The sequence below is a fragment of the Neobacillus sp. NRS-1170 genome (genome assembly GCF_050468025.1).
In genome coordinates, this window is sequence record NZ_JBITPF010000020.1 from 1 (window position 1) to 20649 (window position 20649).

Below are 20649 nucleotides of genomic sequence, written 5' to 3' on the forward strand. Positions count from 1 at the left end.
CCGTACTCCCGCAGGAGTCTTCGTGCCTTCCGCTCCAATCAACAGAGTGTCAAAATCAACAATAACATTTAACAAAGTTTTTATTTAAATATTAAGTCCCTTCCAATTAGATATCAATTGTCAAAACTGACTATATGAACCCTCCATTTTTCATACAATTTTAACAATAAGTTTTCATATCTTTTAATTGTTGAAAAAAAAGCTAAGAGACAAATGATATCTCTTAGCTCGATTTTCTCTATTGGTTTATGATGAAATTTACATATCGTTTAACCAGTTACTAGCAGCAGCCCATTTTCCAGGTTTTAATGCTTAAATCTAATAAAAACAAATCATCTGGATCAACAAGTGAAAGACCTGTTAACTCTTCGATTTTTCTTAAGCGGTATAGTAAGGATTGACGATGTAAAAATAAAGCTTTAGCTGTTTGACTTACATTTCCTTGATAATGATTGTAGGTACTGATGGTATCGATTAGATCAAGATTACGCTGCTTATTATATTCCACCAGAGGTTCGACGGTAGACATAATAATTTCTTTCATTTCCTGGTTTTGGGAGAGACTTAGTAACACCCGGTCAATCCGGGTATTTTCATACATAACCCGATTCCCAATCCCTTTCTTATTTCTGCAAATATTCAAGGCAATCTTGGCATTTTGATAGCTTTCCTTAAAACCTAGAATATCCTCATTATAATTTCCAATTCCCCAAGAAATGACCACTTTTGGCAATAAACTTTTTAAACGACGGTCAACCAGCTCTAAAAAGTCTGTAACGCCTTCTTTTTTATTTTCTAACGAAATTTCTAGAAAAACCAATAGCTGATCTTCCTGAAATGTAATCATGACTTCTTTATTTAAAGACTGTGCCGCGTAATAAATTTCTTCTTTTATATAATGAATCATGCTCTCTAACCAAAGCGGATAGGCTCCTACATCCAACTTCCTTTTTTGAAAAAGCGTTTTCAAATTTTCTGGTGCACCAATAATGCTAATATATGGAACTTTAAGATTATAACCTACTATTTCTGCTCTTGAATCCGCCTGCTCTAAAGAAGTAAATTCCCCATTGATCAACTCTTTAATAAATGATGTGTGAAGCAGTAACTTTGACTCTTCCACAGCATTTTTCCTTGAAAACCAAAGTGCAATGGTTGTCACTGCATGCTCTAATATATTGACTGTAAACTGGGTTAAAAAATGTTCCAGCGAGATATCTGAAGGAAGGATAACAAATAAAAAGTCTTGAGTATTGCCTGATACTTGAATAACCGGAAGCTGCAAGATACAGTAATCTTCAATTTTTATCGTTTGGATTTTTTGAATCATTGGGTCATGTGAAGATAATGACATTGGTTTTCTAGCTGGGATGATTCCCTTTACCATATACTCCCGCCAATTATCGAGAAAATGGGGGATTTCTTCACTTTGTGCTTGAATGGTTCCAATTTGGTCCGTAATAATAACAGGATATCCAACATGCTGGTATAAATAGTTGGCAATACAAGTAAGCTCTGTTTCTTTAAGAATTAAAGTTAAAAGCTCCTGCTGAACTTTCTCTGATCTGCGACTCTCTTTATAATTGATATCATTTAATTCAAACATTACCGCTTCAGTGATTTCCGAAAAGCGTACTTCCCACGGCAGTTCTATCAAAATGAATTGATGCTGATTGGCGAGTTCAATGACTTCCTTTGGAATTTCAAAAATATGCCTTCCTAGAGCCACCCCAAGAACAGTTGCCTCTGAATTAATCACATCCTGAACAAATTCCTCAAATTCCTCAAGATTGTGGCCGCACCCGATTGCCGTCGTGAGAACCAATTCGTTCTTGCGGACGAAGCTCTCGACCGGCATTTCCATCGCAGAAACCCATTGAACCACTTTGTCCTTTACGAATTCACCGCCAGCTACCACCTTGGCGTCCTTTAAAATATCTAACTTTAAAATATCATATACCGTTAAACTCATAGAAGGCTCCTATCTGCTAGAATCTATTACCAATATGATTGCTAGCTATGTTGCTTTTTGAATAGATTTTCTAGATGTATAGTATTGGATTATGATAGTTCCTCAACTGCTTGTGAATTTTCAAAATGTTTTATGCATTATTTTTCCTTCTTCATTCTAACAAATACCCACTATTCAGTAAATTGGCAACTAGTTGTGTTGTAGGCAGTAAGGAGAGGCAAATCGTATGAAAAAGGACGTATTCATCTTTAATGAATCCATGACTTTCGGATTAAATGGAAAGGATTTTACCAAGCGGAAATCTCCGGGGATTCACCGTTTTCTTATATGTTTTGGTTCATTTAATGTGATAGCTTCTATTTCAATTTTTACCGTTTAAGTTAAAGACTTCTTAAAAAAATGGTATACAGAGTCTCAAAGACTATTTTTAATAAAAAAAAACAGCAATCTTTTCTCTCTGGATTGCTGTTTTTTGTATCGTTTGTTCATTTATCTTTGTAACAATGATAAAAACTCAGCCCTGGCATCTGATTGTTCAGCAAATACGCCACGAGTAGAGGTGGTAGTAGTGGAAGCGTTCGATTTCTTTACCCCTCTTCCACACATACACATATGTTTCGCTTCAATGACGACCATCGTCCCTTTTGGCTGAAGAATTTCCTCGATTGCCTCGGCAATTTCGTTCGTGAGACGTTCCTGTACCTGAAATCTCTTGGCATATCCCTCCACTAAGCGTGCCAATTTAGACAGTCCTGTTATTTTTTCATTGGGGATATAACCTACATGGGCTACACCGAAAAAAGGCGCAAAATGGTGCTCGCAAAGAGAATGGAATTCAATGTCTTTCACCAGAATAAGTTCCTTATGATTTACATCAAACGTTTTCTCTAAATGGGTTTTCGGATCTTCCCGGTTTCCTTCCGTATACTCAAGAAATGCTTTTAGCACCCGATATGGTGTCTCTTCGAGGCCATCCCGATAAGGATCATCCCCGCATAATTCAATCAGATCTCTAAGGGCTGACAATATCTTAGTAACCTGAACATTGGTTTGATTGTCAATAGAGTATGGATCATCAATCATTCCAGGAAATTTACTAGAAATGGACTCTATCTCTTTTATAAACATAGTTTTACAGTCCTTTCTCTTTCGCTAACCGTAATCCTCTTTGGATTAATTCCGGGAATTCCGGATGAAGCGTTTGGATTCCGACCAACTGTTGAAGGAGGATATTTTTCCAAGAAGAAAGCACATTATATTGTTCCATAAGCTCAAAGATTTCCACGCGCAGCAGCCAATCCTCTGAGAAATCAGCGGAAAGTTTCTCGAATACTTTTTTCAATCCTTCTTCCCTATCTTCATGGTTCATGACCGTTTCTCTTAATGCCCTTACTTTACTGTATAGCTTCTCAAGAGTTGTTTCTTCTCTTTGCACCCATGGCTTCTGTTCCAAACTCTCCATATCGGCGTAAAACTGTTCGGAGTCTGCCGCTCCGGCAAAGACAGAGGTAATTGTCTCTCCTACTACTAAGTCAAACATGCCCCATTCCGGATGAAAGAGGATCTCATCGTTGAATGAAACGGTACAGTTTTCGAAAGAAATAACGAGCATCCTGTCTTGTTCACGAAGGAATTGCTGAGGAATTCCTGTCACGGTCACACCGCTTTCATATTGAAGCGTGTACTCTTTTCCTATTTCTATTTCTCCTAACGGACATGTGGATTTTTTCAATCTTCCAATCGGGGCACCGAATCCATCTCCATGTCTTCCCTTGCCGTGTCCTGGCAGTTCTTTATGATTATAGGCTAAAGCCGATGGCCCCTTTGTTCGAATGTAAATAGCCTCACCGTTCGAATCTTTTAAAATGGTACTTACTGTTCCAGTTAGCTGAACGCCAGAATCATATTGGATTGTCGCCGTATGGTTCGAGCGGAGTGCCTTTTCGAGGCTTTCAGTCCCGCCTTTATGGAAAGCCATTTTGCCTGCAAATTCCTTAACCGCCTCAATTAACTGCTCAAAGCTTTCACATACAAACAATTGTGGCTGAGGCTTTGTGATATCAAAGCCGGTTTCAATTACATTCTGTAAATCAAATGGCCGTTTTTCGACCGAATCCGTTAGACTGCTTCTTCCTTCCGCCACAGAAGACAGAAGACCCGCACCATAAATTTTTGGTTCCTCCATAGTCCCGATTAACCCGTATTCGACCGTCCACCAGTACAGTCTGGAAATTTGCTCTGCCTCTGACAGTTCGGTGACATTCGCTTGTTTTTCTTCAAAAAGTGCTTTTGCTGCAGCAATCTCTTCATCGGTAGCTGTACCGGTTTCTAAAAGGTTGGAATATGCTCTGGTTGCCTCAAACAATTCATGTTCTTCGCTTGTGGCAAGTGCCTTTGAGCCAATGTTTCCAAATAGTTTTACATATTCCGAGAATTTCTCGTCTACTAAAATGGGAGCATGTCCTGCCGCTTCATGAATAATATCAGGAGCAGGAGTATATTGAATATTCTCCAGCTTCCGAATATCTGAAGCAATCGGTAAAACGCCATGCGCCTGAAAATCGAAGAAAACAACTCCAGGAATGAATCCATCAATGTTTGCAGCGCTCCAGCCGAAAGGTGAAAGTGCGTCGTTCATATCATGTACATTTGGAATTTTTTCAATAGAAATACCGGATGATTTTAAACCACCAGTGTATGCTGGATGGGCAGATTCTTTTAGGAAATGATGATTTTGTCTCATCACATAACGCCAAACAGCCTGATCAATCGCTGTGTATTTTTCATATTGCTGATTCACTACATATTTTTGTAAATGCTTCGGAATTTTTGTAACAGTTGATTTCATTTGCTGTCTCTCCTTGTTGAAAAATAAAAAAGAGAGTCCTCTATCCCACATAAGGGACGAAGAAACTCTCCGCGGTACCACCCTTTTTGACCCAATCAGGTCCACTCTCAAAAAAATAGCCCATTATGCTGCATGTGTAATTCGCACATCTTCTCACCTGGACTTTCACCACCCGTCCGGTCTCTATTGGCTGTTAAGAAGGTACTACTAGAATGCTAGGCATTAATATTCACTAACACACTTAAACGCTCAAACGCTTTTAAGTGTTAAAGTATATTAATAAAATACAAGGAAAATTGATATCTTGTCAAATGTTTTTTTAAAATAACTTTTCATAAACGCTTACTTTTTTGAAGATATGGAAGCAAGTGCAGATTCATCGAATCCTTTCACCAGTAGCCATACGGCTAAAATCATTTCATTGGCTGCAACTGGCAGCGACAAAATACTCCAAACAGAAATTTGTTCAATAACACCGAACATTACGAACAAGCCATAAATAAAAACAAGAGTTGCCCCTGTCATCCCCAAAATAGCTATAAACCTGGGAACGAGCTTGGATTTATAAAATATATAACTGTACATCATCGTATTTATGCCCAGCATGAAAAGGGGACCAAGCATAAATGTCCAGGCATGTATTGCTTTTAATACGATACCTGATGTTTGAAATGAACCGGGATCCTGGGCTCCTGCAGCTACAAATTCCTGACTTAAGGTCACTAGGGACAACATACTGATTACACCTACAGTAATGATAATTGCTTCAAGAAACCTGAAACAAAGATGCCAAAGAGCGATCGTTTCATTATACTTTCTTAAAATTGGAAACATGGTAGTGGCAGTCCCAACTGCTGAGACAACAAGAATTAGCTCCATAAGCGCTCCCAGTATCACCTGGTTGGCATGTTTGGAACCATTAATCAAGTAATCAGGACCATTAAGTAAGGGATCGTATAAAATAAGTCCGATTACTGCCGTAACGGCAGCAAGTATAAACAGTACGCCCACAATTCTTGCAGCTTTCTTGTTTGAATTCATTTTTCATCGCCCTCTCTGGATAAATTCCTACACATTCAAGCTTATTGCTTTGTGTTGTTCTGATAAAAAAAGACTTCTTCCAAAGGTAAGTTAAAGGCGTGAGCAATGCGAAAAGCCAGTTCCAGGGATGGGGAGTACTTCCCCTTTTCGAGAGCGACGATGGTTTGTCTTGTCACGCCTACCTTGTCAGCCAGCTGCTGCTGTGTCATTTCATCATGGTTGAACCGTAATTTTCGAATGTGATTGCCGACAAGATTTTTTCCCATGTTAGACTCCTCTCCTATAGTGATAAATTTTCGTAACTGAGCCTGTCACATCTGATAGGAACCCTGAAATAATCAAGGTCATGAACATCACCTGTGACGGCTGAAAAATGACCAGTGATGCCATTGCAAGAAGGAAGCCTATGATAAAAACAAAAAAAGAATTGCGGCTCGCTTTTAAGGCAATTAACTTATCCAGTTCATCAGCAAATGTAGGTTCCTTTTCTCTGGTAGTTATTCTAAAGACGATATTAAAAATAATGCTGATAATGATGTGCACGACGATTGAAACCAAAGTTAATTGGAGGACGAAGGAACCCCAATAGCGAAAGGTTTCTGGCGACTCCAGTCCGCCCTCGGGATGCTGAGGGTACTTGTATAACCAAAATGAGAAGAAAATGAGAATAACGGTGATCACTGATACGATGCTCTTTTTTTCTTGATAGGTCAAAATTACACCTCCTGTATGTTCACTTTTACATCGGGTAAAGTATTATATGCATAATGTAAAAAAAAGTTTACATCAAGTTATGTAAAGATGACATTAAATATGCCGGACACTACCTTATAGGACCGTGTTCCAGCCAGTATTTTTCTGCCGCACGCACCTGTCAAAAAAACCTTTTAAAACATAGGCATCCCTACAAGTGAATACAATGTATTAATCTTTTTCATTAGGGGCGATTGGATGCCTAATTCCACAAATATTAAATTAACTCCTCAACATATGATTAGCATCATTAGAAATGGACTGCCAAAGTCTCAATTTCCTAAGACCATTACCATTGTCGGTGCAGGATTAGCTGGACTTGTTGCTGCTTCTCTACTGAAGGAAGCAGGGCACAAAGTAAGGATTATTGAAGCAACTAGTTATGTGGGCGGACGTGCCGCGACAATACGTTCCCCTTTTAGCAATGGGCTTTATTTAAATATTGGTCCTATGCGAATCCCTGATACTCATCTTTTAACTTTAGAGTATATTTATAAATTCGGTTTAACCCTAAACGAGTTTATCAATCGGACTCCAGTCGATATTCTTTACCTCAATGGAATCAAAACACGTCTTGACATTTTTGAAAGTAATCCAGGGATTCTAAATTTCCCTGTTGACCGGAATGAAAGAGGCAAGAGCGCCGAGGATCTGTTAAATTTAGCGATGCAGCCAATTATCGATTTTATCAACAAAGATCCTTTAAAAAATTGGCCACTTATCGAAAAAGAATTTAAAGATTACTCGCTAGGTACATTTTTAAGGTCTTACCATTATCAATATGGAACCACTTTTTCATCTGGTGCGGTTGATATGATTGGTTTACTTCTTGACTATGAAGCCTATATGGGGATGTCATTTCTGGAAGTTTTGCGCGAATCGGCGAGCTTCAGCACAAATCGTTTCTATGAAATAACGGGTGGAATGGACCTGCTCCCTAGGGCATTTTTGCCTCAATTAAAAGATGATATATGGTTCTTTCAAAGGATGACGAAAATTGTTCTACAACCAAATCGTGTAACCATCCATTCAAACCATTCACACACCTTAAAACAATCCTCTATAACAAGTGATCTTGCCATCATAACTATCCCTTTTACCGTCTTACGTTTTGTTGAAGTGGAGCCCTTCCATTCTTTTTCCTATTATAAACGGAGAGCGATTCGTGAACTGAACTATATGGCTGCGACGAAAGTAGGGATCGAGTTTAAAAGCAGGTTTTGGGAAAAAGAAAATCAATTTGGTGGTAAATCGATAACGGACCTGCCGATTCGTTACACGTATTACCCTAGTCAGGGGATTGGAACAAAGGGTCCGGCTGTGGTTTTGGCAAGTTATACGTGGGCGGATGAGGCTTTGACTTGGAATGGTTTATCCAACGAAGACCGAATTCACTTTGCTTTAAAGAACTTATCCGTCATTTTCGGAGACCAAGTGTTTTCAGAGTTTGTTTCAGGAACGTCCTATAGCTGGGTAGATAATCCATATGCTGGTGGTGCACTAGCGACTTTTAAGCCTGGTCAGGAACACGAACTTTTCCCCTATATCCCTATACCTGAAGGTAGAGTCCACTTTGCAGGTGAGCATACCACACTTACCCACGGGTGGATGCAAGGAGCGATTGAGTCTGGTATCAGAGTTGCAAATGAAGTCAATCACTTGCCAAAATAAAACGGGTCGGATGGTAAATATTGTTTATTTCAATGTACTCATTTATACTAATCTTAACTAATCTTTAAAAACAACTTACTAATATTCTTGAAATGGTGGTAAAAAATATGAAACTAGGTGCGTTTTCTGTATCTTTAACTGTAAAAGACATTCATAAATCAAAGTCATTTTACGAAAAGCTTGGATTTCAAGACCTTGGAGGGGATATTACCCAAAATTGGCTTATTATGAAGAATGAAAATTGCATTATTGGGCTATTCCAAGGCATGTTTGAAAAGAACATTTTAACTTTTAATCCAGGATGGAACGAAAATGCTCAAAATCTTGAATCGTTTACCGACGTTCGGGAACTACAAAAACAACTAAAAGAAAACGGAATAACAATGTTAACTGAAGCAGATGATTCCACTGAAGGCCCAGGATATTTCACCATTGAAGACCCTGATGGAAATCAAATTCTTGTCGATCAACATAGATAATAAAAAGGAAATGACAAAACAAGGAACTACAAACTGCCTATAAAATAACTCAGTTCATGGTGAACTGAGTTATTTCTTTTATATAAATACTGGATAACCATTCCATCACTTTTTTACTTTTAATTTCTCTGGTATGGTCGTCCAGTACTTTGGGTCTTCTAAGCCGAGCCGCCAAATCCCGATTCCCCGCAAGTTATATTTTTCTACAAGGTTTAGCTTAAACCGCAGACTATTGCTATTCTCAAACCAAGCCTGGTGGTTATGATGTTTTTCATCGACGTAACTGAAATAAGGCGTTTGCGAACGGGAGTCCCATATAATTTTTGCTTTATATTTTGTTTTCTGACCCATTAACTCTTTATAGGAACTATACTTGGCTTTGGCTGCGGCTGTCGTATCCCAGTCCCATCCATAACCAGCGATACCGAGTAAAATTTTTGATGGTGGAACTTCATGTTTCAAAGCATATCGAATCGTTGCTTCTGTCCATTCGACTGATGCTGTTGACCCGGGGTTTGTTCTAGGGTTGTGTTCATCGTATGTCATTATCATTAAACCATCTGAATATTGACCAAGCTTTTCGTAATCAAACCATGGTGACCAGGGATTAGCACGGGAATCACCTGTGTTTGCCGGGACGGAAACTGTAACTACCTTTCCATCAGGATTTAGTGCATCAGACAAATTTTTTATCATCAGACTAAAGGAATCTCGGTCAGTCAAATACAAGTTTTCCATGTCAATATTAATTCCGTCATATTTAAATTGATTCATTTCATTGCGTAAGTTCTGTATGAAAACATTGCGGTTATTATCGTTATGGAGTACATTACTCGCTGCCTGCTTGCCCTTCTCAACGGTTTCATAAAAGAGATTATGTACAACCATATATACCTTCAGGTGTTTTTTATGAGCACTCTGAATAACCTTTCTCTTATGTTCTGCTGTAACGGAATCAATAAGACTGCCTGGACGTTTATCATCAAGCTTATACCAAAAGGGAGCAATGACGCTTAAACTTTTGAATTGTGAGTTAACTGTAGCTTGAGACCCTGGATACGTACCTTCCTGCTCCGTATAAAAGCCTAATACTTCACGAGGAGTTTTCTTCTTTTTGGATACTTCTTTTCTTTGTAACTGGTTACAGGATGACATTAGTAATAATGCTATGCATAAAGAAATGATGGTGAATGACCGAAAACAATTTTTCGCCATAATACACCTCCTTTTAATTTGTATATTTCTTAAGTTGATGAGAAAGGTTGGAACTTATTCACTCCATATGTGGAAATCCTGAACGCACAAAAAAACTGCCAGAATAATTTCTAGCAGTTTTTTAGGTATTAAATATTCGAAAATCCAATAGAGAGTCTAGTCCTTCATAAACACTGCAAATATTAATAAATCCATCCCTCCAATTTTTACATTTCCCCGCCAAATGTAGCCACTGTCTGCCTTTCAGGAGCAAACATCTGGCCGTTCCATTTCAACACGGTTTGCACTTCTCCAAGACTGTCAGCATTGTACCTTCCTGCTATCCTTTGATGCGCTGCCAGTTCATATATCCCGTCCCTGTTTATATCAACTGGATATAAGGCTGCCAAAGGATTAACCCAGCCATTAATGGGAGCTTTCAAAATACCTTGTGGGTTATATATTTCTGATAGATATTCCTTCCCCTTGTAGGCAAGGTCAAGAATATACTTTTGTTTGAGATGATAACTGGTCACCTGTGCTTTGTATTGATTTTCATATATCACATCATACTTATAGGATTCATTGAATGTATCCGAATCAAAAATCTGTCTTATTTGACCGTTAATAGATGAAAAAATATACGCGTAAATAGTACCGCCGCTACCTCCGGTATCAATGATCACTAAAATATCATCGCCATTTTTACCAGTAAAATCACCCAGAAAAAGAGTAGGATTGTATCCAGCGTTATTTTTAAAAGTGATATATTCATATTTATGTGTTCTTCCATTTTGGACAACCAAGGTGATATCTTTCCAAAATGGACTATCAGGGGTTTTATTCGCAGTTAGAAAAACATTATCCTTTATCCCGTCTCCGTCGATATCGCCCCTCTTTACCGTCATGACTGAGGGACTGTTGGTGCGCATTTTACTTTGATCAGCAGATTGCAGACCTGCCCGTATTTCTAAAAGTTTGTGTTTTGAAGGATAAGGATTTGGAAATGACAAAGCCATATCAATCGTTTGCAGTGCTTCATTTGTTAATCCAGCTTTTGCCTGCGTATTAGCCAAACAGTACCAATAAAAAGGATGATTCGCTTCACGTATTTTTGTGTAATAGTGATGGAGCTCTTTATTGAAATCATTGGTGCCCAACTGCATCCCCACCTGTCGAAATAGTATCCATTTAGATTTATATGTGGGATTTCGAGGAGCATTCCATCGCATTTCTACTAATGTCAATTGAACCACGAGAATCGTCATGAGGCATTCTATGCTATAATAGGAAAAAACCACAATCAGTGAGAAAAGGAACTTATATTTATGAAAAAATCTTGCAGTGAATCTAGAACAATTCAAACAGACGGAGTCCTGCCAAACGACACAAACCCGCACCAGACTCTTTTCGGTGGCGCTCTGATGAGCCGAATTGACCGCGTTGCTGGTATTGCTGCTATCAAACACTGCGGAAATCCCGTTGTGACCGCAAGTACCGATTCGGTCGATTTTTTACACCCGATTACCCTTCAAGATGCAGTCACATTAGAAGCGTTTGTCACTTGGACCGGGAACACCTCGATGGAAGTGTTTGTTAAAGTAACAGCAGACAACTACTTTACAAGGGAAAGTCGGGTGGCGGCGACTTCGTTTTTAACCTTTGTATCGTTAGATGAAGAAGGGCGGCCGGCCCCTGTGCCTACTGTGAATCCCGAAACAGAGGAAGAGCACTATTTGTTTAATACCGGAAAAGAACGGTCCATTACCAGAAAGCTCCGAAGAGAACAAAGCAAGCATCTAGCAAAAACGTTTGGCGGAAAATAAAAAAGCAAATTACCTTAACGGTTTCGGTCATATGTTATTTACTTGTTAGTATTAACTTTCGTGTTTTGACATCAAATATTTTATAACTAATTTCAAACATATGGTCTTTTGTAACTGTCACTTTGCAAAAATAAGGGATTGATTTTCCATAAGCATCAAGTGCAGGAATATCTCTGAAAGAATATATTTCATCTGTATTGAGCATTTTAAAGTCCGCTTCAGGAGAACGACCTGATGAATCTATTTCGATAACACATTTCCCACTGACGACATCATATTTCTTTAGCACAACATATTTTAGGCTTGGGAGAGTAATCGCTAAAAGGAAAACACCAAAACATAAAATTCCAAGGTATTTACCTACATTTAATAATCGAAAGTCTTTAGTACCAAACATAACAATTAAGGCAATTACTGCGCCTATTATAAATAAGAATCCAAGTAGCAGCATTAAATAATAAACGACCAAAATTATCACTTCCTGTAACTATTAAACCTTAAAATTGTATAACCCTGTCCTAAAATTAGGCCAGGGTTAACATAAAGTTGTTTTTTTAATAAAAACACTTTATGGGATAACTTTTTCGTCAAAACGTTACTTCTGCATAATCTGAATAAGGTTGCCGCATGTATCATCGAAAACAGCTATTGTGATTTCGCCCATTTTTGTCGGCTCCATTGTAAACTTCACGCCTTTTTCCAATAACCGTTCGTACTCTTTACGAATATCTGCAACGCCAAACATTGTTGCAGGGATTCCTTCGGCAAATATCTTTTTTTGATACTCTTTGGCGGCTGGATGGTTATTCGGTTCGAGCAAAAGCTCGGTACCTTCTTGGTCCTCCGGAGAAACAAGCGTTATCCACCTATATTCTCCTACGGGAACGTCATGCTTTTTTACAAAACCTAGCTTTTCTGAATAGAAGTCCAGTGCCTTGTCTTGATCTTGAACGAATAAACTGGTAACAATGATTTTCATATATTTTTGCCTCCTTTAAGATTTGCTATGTATAGTGGTCTGATAACAATCTGACTGCAAGCAAAACAACCCCTACATTTGGTAAAAGTCTTTTTCAGAATTTATCATAACACTTTAATCAGTATTTCGAAATCAAGTATTCAATTACCTTCTCCATTTGTTCCATTGGAAAAAAAAGCTGCATACTTTCATCTCCTTGTTCAGCAAACGCACCGGTAAGTGTAAGTACATTCCTTCACAATCTCAATTTCTATTATTGGGGTAGTCAAATTTAAAAAACGTAACAAGAAACAAAAATAAAAAGAAGTGGAAATTCTCCACTTCTTTTGTAGTTAGCAAACTACCTCTTCTTTTTCAGTAGCCAAAATTCTTATAAATAGTGGGGTTTTTGTCCCCTGAATAGACACCGAAGGTGTCTATTTTTATATTAAATGATTTTTATGTTTGTGAGAATATTGTCTATAATATATTAATATGGGTTTCTTTTAACGACGATACTATATTGGTATTTAATTGCCTTTTATCACCACATATAAGTGTTTTTTACCACTTTATTGCTACTTTTAATACGACATCAATTATTTATTACCTAAAAATCAATAAATCCCCAGTCAAAAAACACCAGCGACTCAACCGTACTGATGTTTTTTTGACATTTTATTAAAATAATTTTCCTAAATAATGCGGCATTTGGCGTCGCCACCAAATCCAATCATGCGAAACATCTTCGCCCCATTCATCAAATAATGCGGGAATTTGCTTTTCTTCAAAGGCTTCTTTTAATGTAAAGTATGAAGGCAGCCCATCCTGTTCCCAATCACCCAGCCCGGTACAAATAATGATATCTGCTGAACGATATCGATCAATAAACCAGCCATCATTTTGATTCCATATGTAATCACTCGGTGAATTTTCGTATACAAGCGGATCATTTCCGTAATCCCCAAAAAAGTAACGCGCATCGTAAATACCGCTAAGTGCAACGGTTGTTTGGAAGACATCCGGATGTCTCAAGAAAAAGTTCAACGCATGATATGCCCCCATACTACACCCCGTTGTCATCATGGGATCAAACCAACCTGATTTATGTTTAATAAATGGAATAGCTTCTGAAATCACATAACGGTCATATGCCGCATGAGCTAATGCACGGTCATGTGCCGGTTTTGAGTCGTGCAGCCAACTTTCGCTATCTATACTAGCCAATGTAAAAAACTGGACTTTTCCGGATTCAATAAAGTCATGACACACATCAATCATTCCAAAATCATAGTATTCAGTATGGGTCCCCCCAGATGAAGGAAAAACTACGATTGGCATGCCACTGTGTCCATATCTGTTCAACAGCATTTCACGTCCTAATTCGCCACTCCAATGGCTTAACTGTTCTATATGCATAGAAAAATCCCCTATCCTTATACGTTTGCAATGCTGTAATTTTTTCGTTCATGTACAAAACGGATAATGTCATCCACTTCTTCTTGCGAATCTGCATTAATCGCATAAAATTGATTTCCTTGGAGTTCCGCAAACGCATCTGGCATGCGCTGTTCAAACTTCACACGGTCGCCAAATCGTTCATAAATAGCATTCGTATCATGTTTATACTCATACGCATCACGCTGTGTTATACCGACACAAAACTGGTTTTCGGCATCGGACTCCTTAAATTCTCCACCTGTCACAAGAGAAGCATACTGAGCAAATAAATCAATGGAGTATGCGAAATTGTACATATCAATCGTGTAGCCGCCAGCCAAGCGGTTATTGTATTCAAGTGCAACATAATCCTCATTTTCTAATTTAAAAAACTCAATATGGAAAAAGCGTTCTTTCATGCCAAAAGCTTTAACAATCGCCTTTCCATAAGTTTCGAGCTTAGGATCAATTTCTTTTTGAATCACATAAGCTAAATCCAACTGACCCTTAAAGAGTTCCAGAGTGGGCACATTATACGTAAAGCTTGTTTGGAAAACAATGTTCCCTTTCTGATCCACTAAACCATCAAATGTACAAAGCACGCCTCCTTCGACATATGGTTCTAAGAAGTACACTTGTACTTCTCCCCATTCATCTTCAAAATGACGTACATCCTCTTCTGAACTTAATTTAAAGGTTGCAGCTGATCCAACTCCATTATCCGGTTTAGCGATAACTGGCAGTCCTAATTCATCAATGGCTTTAGATAACTCCTTTTTAGTTTTAACGACTCTTCCTTCTACAACAGGCACTCCTGCTTTTTTAAACAGCTTCTTCATTTCAGATTTATACTTAACTTTTTTCAAGTCATTCGTTTTATTGCCGTACACGTTAAATTGCTCTCGCAACTGCGCATCAAGTTCCAACCAGTATTCGTTATTGGATTCAATGCGGTCAATTGGACCATGTTTATAAAATAAAAATGCAACAGCACGTTTCACTTCATCTACATCTTCTAAATTATTCACACGATAATATTCTGTTAAAGCGTTTTGTAATTCGGAACCTAATTGGTCATATGGCTCTTCGCCAATTCCTAAAACATTGACACCTGAGTCTTTTAAACGATGAGCAAATGACTGAAAATTACTTGGATAATATGGTGATATCAAAATATAATTCATAAAAAAGCTCCTCTCTCAGAATCAAAAAATTCATTATTTTCACAACTAAGGTACAATTATTTCAATTTAAAATCAATCTAAATTTCCAAAAATATTAAAAAAAGCGATAGATTTCTCCCATGATTTAATTCAGTCAAATATAATTATTCAGTTCATTCAAGACCACTTCTCACTTAAGAAACGTAAACATTCTGGCAAGTGTTTTGCCCAAGCTTTTTCATTATGTTCTTCATCCGCAAAAATATTTAAACGAATGCTATCAATTGGAACAGAGCCTTTTATCATTTGTTTATAATACTTAAGCGAGCAATCGATATAGGCCTGCTTCATATTACCGTACATCAATTGACGATCGGCATCATCGCCTTCCTGAGTCCCAACTTGAATGTACACGCGTTGTTCAGGATCCAACTCTTGTCTAGCAATATAACTGTCAAAGGCTGTACTTGTAATCCAATTGGCTAATGAAAAAATGCCTAAACCACCAATGTGATCTTTATATTCAATACCCATAAAAGCGGAAATATTTCCTCCAAGTGAACTGCCAATCATCGCTGTATGATATTTATCCGATTTAGTTCGGTAATGCTTATCGATAAACGGCTTCACGACCGTCATGACAAACTCAGCAAACTCCGCGCCTCTTCCGCCTAGTTCAATATCTTCAGGAAGTGGGCTTTCAGTAATTTTCCAAGGCGTATATTCATTAATTCGATCTTGTCCAGCGTTATCTATCCCAACAACAATCATCTTCGGTAAATCGGGGTTTTGTTTAATTGCCGGAATAACTTTCCATGAATACCCGCTATAAGATTCACTACTGTAGAAAACATTTTGTCCATCATGCATATAGACAACTGGATAATTTTCAGCCTCATCTTTATCATAATTTTTCGGCAATAAAACACGCACGCGACGTACTTCATTTTTATAAGACATATGTAATTGATGTGTTTCTAGTTTTAAATAAAAATAGGATTGATTCATTTTACCTTCCTCGCTCCTTTGATATTACATTAAATATACTGAATAAATCTAATGTTCACAATAAAAAAATAAGAAAAAGCCACCAATTTGGCAGCTCAATATTAACTCTTGCATCCATTAGTTCAATTATTCATTCTTTATTCTTTATATCTTTTAACAATTCACTATCATTTGGTTTGTTTTATTTAATTTCCTCAACTGAACTTCTATTGAAAAAATCGTTACAATTACAGCTAATCCAATAATATCTCCTTTAAAGGAGCTCGAACACGTTGGGTCATTAAATAATTGTATTTATTCAGTATTCGCTATATTTCGGTTAAGTGACTTTAACTATTGCTCGTGTGGTCATTTTCAACATCCGTTTTTTTTGTTCCTTTACTTATATAAGGTTTTGCACTCTTTTTTTTGTTTGCACTAGCTTGCCAACGATTCCAACCCTTCTTGTCTGTTCCTCTCCCTGTTCCACCTTTTCCTTTAGCTCTACTCATAAAATCACCCCATTATTATTCTAGGTTTAGTTACCTATCTGGTTAGTTTTAATCATTTTACTCGGTTATTAAACAAACATATTGCAATAAATAACATCCTTCCAGTCACACATGCTATTGTGTAGAAACAATAAACTAATATCGACTTCACTGAATTTCCCTTTTTCACTAAACCGCCCTTTAGTTCAACAAGAAAGAGCTGCCACTGTGACAGCTCAGAACTTAAACTCAAGCACTCGTTAATTGAAGAATATGATTTGTTCCCCTTGTCATCTATATTTACTAACTTTACTTTTAAATGTTCAGGTAGGTATAGGTAACTGAATTTGAGGAAAAAGTTTATTCATAAGTTCTTCAAGCTTTCCTAATAAATTAGTAAATTAAGTATTAAATAATGTTCCATTTAGTGCTTCAATATACCTTTTTGCTGACCTTTGAACCACCAAATCTGCATCTTCTCTAATAATCAGATTAAATGCGTCATATAATCGATTAAATGTAAAATCATTTACCCTATCTGCAATTCTTTCAACTGTTACACTGGGCAGAGGAATGAAGTTAGGATAACTAAACATAAAACTCACCCATTTACGATCAGCCGCCACTCGTACTATATCTCCACTCAATAAAATTCCATTTTGACTGCTTCCATTTTTCCACTCTAAAACAGTACCGCCTTTATAATGTCCTCCAATTCTTTGAAGGGTAAGACCTTCCTGCAACTCTAGAGATTCTCCAGACCAAAAAATGATTTTCTCACTGGTTCTAGTCACCCATTCTTTATCATCTTCGTGTATGTAAATTGGAGCATCGAATGTTTCAGCCCATTCTACTTGACTAGAATAATAATGTGGATGTGATAAGGCAATAGCATCAATTCCTCCTAATTTATTAATATGTGAAATGGTTGATTGATCAATATATGTAATACAATCCCACAATAAGTTGTAATTTTTATCTTGTACAAGATAAGCTGTCTGTCCGATTCCAAAACTTGGATTAGTCTTTATGCTATGTAATCCTTCTTCCTGGAGCTTAATGATATTACTATATGTACCCACCTCTATCAGCTTTTCTAATGTGGTCCACACCTGACCTTTGGAACTAACAAATTGTCTTTCTTCCTCGCAAATCAAACATTGTTTTGGTGCTTCGATTGAACTCTCATACTGAACTCCACAAGTTTCACAAATAAAGTTTTTCAAAAAATATCTCTCCTTTACTTATTCACTTCCTATTTACTCTCTTTTAAAATTCACCTAACAATCCACTAATCCTTCTTCAAGTAAACTGCACCCGTAAGTTGAAGAAGAAATATTTTGAGATTACTAATAAGATTACTTTTATCGGTATTTCTTTAATCTAGTAATTTAGCATCAATTTTATAATAATTCATTTCAGATAAAAACTGATAAGCGGTTAATCCTTAACAGTTATCGTGATTTCCCTTAATTCCCTTGTTGGTGAAAAATACCAATAAATTTTAAAAAAGTTACTGAAACTAACTAAATAGGTTTCGTGTTTGTCTTTCTTGCTATAGGGTTGATCAGGAACCCTTACTAATAAATTTTGTCCATTATATCTTAATTTCCAATAATAATAATTACCTGTAATTATTGCTCTAACTCCGAAAAACTGCATTTTCTCTATGCACCCGAATTTCTTTAAGAGTGCTTGTAATTCTTCAACTAATAAATAATAATTGTCAGGTAACTCCCTTTTTATTGTCGCTATACTCACTTCTCCCTGTAATATTTCTAATTATAAAATGTGTTAATTTTTACCAATATATTTCTTGAATACATCTTATGACGAGTAGCATTTTATTAGAATACTACTCATTAATTTTATTACATAATCAAGAACGAGTTTCCCTTTCCTTCATCAACTGCTTCGTTAGCACAATATAAAAACGGGATCGCCGCAGTTATCCCATCTTTAACATAAGCCCCAGTTAGTTTAAGTACAATGTTTTACAAACCTACTCAATTTCCACTTCATTTATTACATGAATGCTGCCCGTCTATATGAGAGCAAGAGATGACTCTTCCACAAATTAATTCTGTTTATTCTCTTGCTTCAGCTTATATAGATCTTGATGATTTCTCTCAAAAGAATTCAAGACATCGCTTCTCTCTTTCTCTCCTCAACCACCAACAAAGAATGATACGGAGTCTTACTCGGAATATTTGAATGCCCTTCATGAATTTGATCGAAGAAACAAGTATATCAAAGGACTTCATGTAGTAATAATAATACAATAAAAAAACAATATTAATTTATTGTAAAACGATAAATCGCATGATAAAATCATGTTGTCATTAAATAAGTGAGGTGTTTTAAATGAATGTTAAACGAGGTTCAACCACTTTCTTAAAGGTAATTATTTTTCTGGTTGGAATTGCTGTTCTTGCATTGTGCATATTTTTGGTGCCTAAGATTGGGAATTTTGCTGGAGAATTGTATCCAGATATTGCTTATATGAAATCTCTCGTTTTAATCGATATGTACGCGGCAGCGATACCCTTTTACTTTGCTCTGTATCAAGCTTTTAAACTTTTAAGCTATATTGATAAGAACCAAGCGTTCTCGGAATTATCGGTAAAGGCTTTAAAGAATATAAAATACTGTGCCTTCACAATCAGTACCTTGTACCTGCTAGGTATGCCACTCTACTATCTCATGGCGAAAAGAATTGACCCTCCTAGTTTCATACCAATCGGATTGATCATTATTTTCGCCTCTATGGTAATCGCCGTTTTTGCTGCTGTTCTCCAAAGACTATTACAAGAAGCTATTAATATAAAATCAGAAAATGATTTAACGATCTGAGGTGAATATCATGGCGATTATCATCAATGTTGATGTGATGTTGGCAAAAAGGAAAATGAGCGTAACAGAACTTTCGGAGAGGGTTGGAATTACTATGTCGAATCTTTCCATTCTGAAAAATGGAAAAGCAAAAGCGGTTCGTTTTTCAACATTAGAAGCGATATGTAAGACTTTGGATTGCCAGCCAGGTGATATTTTGGAGTACAAAAGCGACGAAGACACTCAATAAAAACAGACAACAACTTTCTTCAACCAACGGGATTAGAAAGTGAAATTAAGATGAAGGGATAGAGATTAAGCTATCCCTTCTCTGCGTTTATTATTGTTATTTAATTAGAGAATTCCATTGATAATTGCATTGATATTAGTGACAAAAAATGTGATGTGATTTACAATGTTTGCACCGCAAAAGGGAACCCGTTAGCCGCAGCCATCCCTTCTTTAATATAAGCACCCGTTAATTTAGATAAGATAAAAAACAAAAAGGCTTATATTCCAAAGTGTATCATGTATTTATTTTCCTCTTTAGCCTGAAATATTTTAAAAGCTAACTCATTAAGTTCAGCAGATTTTTTATACATCGTTGAAGATGTAATCACATTATAAAACATTGATAAAGATCCAGGTGGAATAATTGTAATTCCCCAGTAAGCTAACCCAAACTCTGGGTGTTCAAGCGAATGAAAGTAGGTTCTCATAATAGATAAATGCTCATTTAAGTGATTAATAATTTCATCATCAACAGAAATACATTTATATTTTTGTGGTTCGTAACCAATATTTCTTTTCAGATTTTCGATAGTATCAATTATTCCAAAATCATGAACAGGCATTATTATCGACCTCCTTATGCATAGTATAATGCTTATTGCACTAGACTGCCGCGTTAGTACAACAACAAAAGGAATCGCAGCAGCGATTCCTACTTTAACTCTTGCACCCGTTAATTGAATAAGCGAGTTAATCATTTAAC

At 36.9% G+C, this 20649-nt stretch carries 22 protein-coding genes; 5 read left to right on the forward strand and 17 right to left on the reverse strand.

What is annotated here, in order from left to right; all coding sequences use genetic code 11:
- Positions 1 to 280: 280 nt before the first annotated feature.
- From ACIFOT_RS08200 to ACIFOT_RS08225, 6 genes are all read right to left on the reverse strand, one after another.
- Positions 281 to 1972, reverse strand: coding sequence for a PucR family transcriptional regulator (locus ACIFOT_RS08200; RefSeq protein WP_430063832.1), 1692 nt, complete (start codon positions 1970 to 1972; stop codon positions 281 to 283).
- Positions 1973 to 2461: 489 nt separating this feature from the next.
- On the reverse strand, positions 2462 to 3100 hold the full coding sequence (folE, locus tag ACIFOT_RS08205) for a GTP cyclohydrolase I FolE (protein WP_430063833.1): 639 nt from the start codon (positions 3098 to 3100) through the stop codon (positions 2462 to 2464).
- A 4-nt stretch (positions 3101 to 3104) separates the two neighbouring features.
- Positions 3105 to 4820, reverse strand: a complete 1716-nt coding sequence (locus ACIFOT_RS08210; RefSeq protein WP_430063834.1) for an aromatic amino acid hydroxylase — start codon at positions 4818 to 4820, stop codon at positions 3105 to 3107.
- A gap of 342 nt (positions 4821 to 5162) precedes the next feature.
- Complete coding sequence (locus ACIFOT_RS08215) at positions 5163 to 5861, reverse strand: DUF4386 domain-containing protein (protein WP_430063835.1); 699 nt, start codon at positions 5859 to 5861, stop codon at positions 5163 to 5165.
- 41 nt (positions 5862 to 5902) lie between these two features.
- On the reverse strand, positions 5903 to 6127 hold the full coding sequence (locus ACIFOT_RS08220) for a helix-turn-helix transcriptional regulator (RefSeq protein ID WP_430063836.1): 225 nt from the start codon (positions 6125 to 6127) through the stop codon (positions 5903 to 5905).
- Between the two features lies 1 nt (position 6128).
- Positions 6129 to 6575, reverse strand: a complete 447-nt coding sequence (locus tag ACIFOT_RS08225) for a hypothetical protein (RefSeq protein ID WP_430063837.1) — start codon at positions 6573 to 6575, stop codon at positions 6129 to 6131.
- Between the two features lie 237 nt (positions 6576 to 6812).
- Between ACIFOT_RS08225 and ACIFOT_RS08230 the strand changes: the two genes are divergently transcribed.
- Positions 6813 to 8285, forward strand: coding sequence for a flavin monoamine oxidase family protein (locus ACIFOT_RS08230; protein WP_430063838.1), 1473 nt, complete (start codon positions 6813 to 6815; stop codon positions 8283 to 8285).
- Between the two features lie 107 nt (positions 8286 to 8392).
- Positions 8393 to 8764 (forward strand): VOC family protein, encoded by a 372-nt coding sequence (locus ACIFOT_RS08235; protein WP_430063839.1) that lies wholly within the window; start codon positions 8393 to 8395, stop codon positions 8762 to 8764.
- Positions 8765 to 8869: 105 nt separating this feature from the next.
- On the opposite strand, the gene ACIFOT_RS08240 is transcribed toward ACIFOT_RS08235, so the two are convergent.
- Together ACIFOT_RS08240 and ACIFOT_RS08245 are read right to left on the reverse strand one after the other, a co-directional pair.
- A complete protein-coding gene (locus ACIFOT_RS08240; RefSeq protein ID WP_430063840.1) occupies positions 8870 to 9979 on the reverse strand; it encodes a glycosyl hydrolase family 18 protein in 1110 nt (369 codons plus the stop codon).
- Positions 9980 to 10185: 206 nt separating this feature from the next.
- Positions 10186 to 10977, reverse strand: a complete 792-nt coding sequence (locus ACIFOT_RS08245) for a VCBS repeat-containing protein (protein WP_430063866.1) — start codon at positions 10975 to 10977, stop codon at positions 10186 to 10188.
- A gap of 309 nt (positions 10978 to 11286) precedes the next feature.
- Between ACIFOT_RS08245 and ACIFOT_RS08250 the strand changes: the two genes are divergently transcribed.
- Complete coding sequence (locus tag ACIFOT_RS08250) at positions 11287 to 11784, forward strand: acyl-CoA thioesterase (protein ID WP_430063841.1); 498 nt, start codon at positions 11287 to 11289, stop codon at positions 11782 to 11784.
- A gap of 34 nt (positions 11785 to 11818) precedes the next feature.
- Here ACIFOT_RS08250 and ACIFOT_RS08255 read toward each other — a convergent pair whose 3' ends face one another.
- The 8 genes from ACIFOT_RS08255 to ACIFOT_RS08290 form a co-directional block, all read right to left on the reverse strand.
- On the reverse strand, positions 11819 to 12253 hold the full coding sequence (locus ACIFOT_RS08255; protein WP_430063842.1) for a hypothetical protein: 435 nt from the start codon (positions 12251 to 12253) through the stop codon (positions 11819 to 11821).
- A gap of 126 nt (positions 12254 to 12379) precedes the next feature.
- Complete coding sequence (locus ACIFOT_RS08260) at positions 12380 to 12763, reverse strand: VOC family protein (protein ID WP_430063843.1); 384 nt, start codon at positions 12761 to 12763, stop codon at positions 12380 to 12382.
- 660 nt (positions 12764 to 13423) lie between these two features.
- Positions 13424 to 14161 (reverse strand): esterase family protein, encoded by a 738-nt coding sequence (locus ACIFOT_RS08265; protein ID WP_430063844.1) that lies wholly within the window; start codon positions 14159 to 14161, stop codon positions 13424 to 13426.
- Between the two features lie 17 nt (positions 14162 to 14178).
- Positions 14179 to 15366: an ATP-grasp domain-containing protein gene (locus ACIFOT_RS08270; RefSeq protein ID WP_430063845.1), complete on the reverse strand. Its 1188-nt coding sequence runs from the start codon at positions 15364 to 15366 to the stop codon at positions 14179 to 14181.
- A gap of 156 nt (positions 15367 to 15522) precedes the next feature.
- Positions 15523 to 16353, reverse strand: coding sequence for an alpha/beta hydrolase (locus ACIFOT_RS08275; RefSeq protein WP_430063846.1), 831 nt, complete (start codon positions 16351 to 16353; stop codon positions 15523 to 15525).
- 329 nt (positions 16354 to 16682) lie between these two features.
- Positions 16683 to 16844 carry a DUF3934 domain-containing protein gene (locus ACIFOT_RS08280; RefSeq protein ID WP_430063847.1) on the reverse strand — a complete coding sequence of 54 codons (162 nt, stop codon included), beginning with the start codon at positions 16842 to 16844 and terminating at the stop codon, positions 16683 to 16685.
- A gap of 380 nt (positions 16845 to 17224) precedes the next feature.
- Positions 17225 to 18049, reverse strand: coding sequence for an MBL fold metallo-hydrolase (locus tag ACIFOT_RS08285; protein WP_430063848.1), 825 nt, complete (start codon positions 18047 to 18049; stop codon positions 17225 to 17227).
- A 214-nt stretch (positions 18050 to 18263) separates the two neighbouring features.
- Positions 18264 to 18584: a hypothetical protein gene (locus ACIFOT_RS08290; protein ID WP_430063849.1), complete on the reverse strand. Its 321-nt coding sequence runs from the start codon at positions 18582 to 18584 to the stop codon at positions 18264 to 18266.
- Between the two features lie 603 nt (positions 18585 to 19187).
- On the opposite strand from ACIFOT_RS08290, the gene ACIFOT_RS08295 reads away from it, so the two are divergent.
- Together ACIFOT_RS08295 and ACIFOT_RS08300 are read left to right on the forward strand one after the other, a co-directional pair.
- Positions 19188 to 19676: a DUF2975 domain-containing protein gene (locus ACIFOT_RS08295; RefSeq protein ID WP_430063850.1), complete on the forward strand. Its 489-nt coding sequence runs from the start codon at positions 19188 to 19190 to the stop codon at positions 19674 to 19676.
- A gap of 10 nt (positions 19677 to 19686) precedes the next feature.
- Entirely contained in the window at positions 19687 to 19905 is a 219-nt protein-coding gene (locus tag ACIFOT_RS08300) for a helix-turn-helix domain-containing protein (RefSeq protein ID WP_045520125.1), read from the forward strand.
- A gap of 259 nt (positions 19906 to 20164) precedes the next feature.
- Here the strand turns inward: ACIFOT_RS08300 and ACIFOT_RS08305 are convergent, their stop codons facing one another.
- Positions 20165 to 20509: a short-chain dehydrogenase gene (locus ACIFOT_RS08305; protein ID WP_430063851.1), complete on the reverse strand. Its 345-nt coding sequence runs from the start codon at positions 20507 to 20509 to the stop codon at positions 20165 to 20167.
- Positions 20510 to 20649: the final 140 nt, after the last annotated feature.

What these genes read in the sequence shown, in the direction of transcription:
- ACIFOT_RS08275 (WP_430063846.1), bottom strand. Translation starts at nt 16,353, where the DNA reads ATGAATCAATCCTATTTTTATTTAAAACTAGAAACACATCAATTACAT.
- ACIFOT_RS08280 (WP_430063847.1), bottom strand. Translation starts at nt 16,844, where the DNA reads ATGAGTAGAGCTAAAGGAAAAGGTGGAACAGGGAGAGGAACAGACAAG.
- ACIFOT_RS08220 (WP_430063836.1), bottom strand. Translation starts at nt 6,127, where the DNA reads ATGGGAAAAAATCTTGTCGGCAATCACATTCGAAAATTACGGTTCAAC.
- ACIFOT_RS08300 (WP_045520125.1), top strand. Translation starts at nt 19,687, where the DNA reads ATGGCGATTATCATCAATGTTGATGTGATGTTGGCAAAAAGGAAAATG.
- ACIFOT_RS08200 (WP_430063832.1), bottom strand. Translation starts at nt 1,972, where the DNA reads ATGAGTTTAACGGTATATGATATTTTAAAGTTAGATATTTTAAAGGAC.
- folE (WP_430063833.1), bottom strand. Translation starts at nt 3,100, where the DNA reads ATGTTTATAAAAGAGATAGAGTCCATTTCTAGTAAATTTCCTGGAATG.
- ACIFOT_RS08215 (WP_430063835.1), bottom strand. Translation starts at nt 5,861, where the DNA reads ATGAATTCAAACAAGAAAGCTGCAAGAATTGTGGGCGTACTGTTTATA.
- ACIFOT_RS08305 (WP_430063851.1), bottom strand. Translation starts at nt 20,509, where the DNA reads ATGCCTGTTCATGATTTTGGAATAATTGATACTATCGAAAATCTGAAA.
- ACIFOT_RS08240 (WP_430063840.1), bottom strand. Translation starts at nt 9,979, where the DNA reads ATGGCGAAAAATTGTTTTCGGTCATTCACCATCATTTCTTTATGCATA.
- ACIFOT_RS08265 (WP_430063844.1), bottom strand. Translation starts at nt 14,161, where the DNA reads ATGCATATAGAACAGTTAAGCCATTGGAGTGGCGAATTAGGACGTGAA.
- ACIFOT_RS08230 (WP_430063838.1), top strand. Translation starts at nt 6,813, where the DNA reads ATGCCTAATTCCACAAATATTAAATTAACTCCTCAACATATGATTAGC.
- ACIFOT_RS08260 (WP_430063843.1), bottom strand. Translation starts at nt 12,763, where the DNA reads ATGAAAATCATTGTTACCAGTTTATTCGTTCAAGATCAAGACAAGGCA.
- ACIFOT_RS08250 (WP_430063841.1), top strand. Translation starts at nt 11,287, where the DNA reads ATGAAAAAATCTTGCAGTGAATCTAGAACAATTCAAACAGACGGAGTC.
- ACIFOT_RS08295 (WP_430063850.1), top strand. Translation starts at nt 19,188, where the DNA reads ATGAATGTTAAACGAGGTTCAACCACTTTCTTAAAGGTAATTATTTTT.
- ACIFOT_RS08235 (WP_430063839.1), top strand. Translation starts at nt 8,393, where the DNA reads ATGAAACTAGGTGCGTTTTCTGTATCTTTAACTGTAAAAGACATTCAT.
- ACIFOT_RS08270 (WP_430063845.1), bottom strand. Translation starts at nt 15,366, where the DNA reads ATGAATTATATTTTGATATCACCATATTATCCAAGTAATTTTCAGTCA.
- ACIFOT_RS08210 (WP_430063834.1), bottom strand. Translation starts at nt 4,820, where the DNA reads ATGAAATCAACTGTTACAAAAATTCCGAAGCATTTACAAAAATATGTA.
- ACIFOT_RS08245 (WP_430063866.1), bottom strand. Translation starts at nt 10,977, where the DNA reads ATGGCTTTGTCATTTCCAAATCCTTATCCTTCAAAACACAAACTTTTA.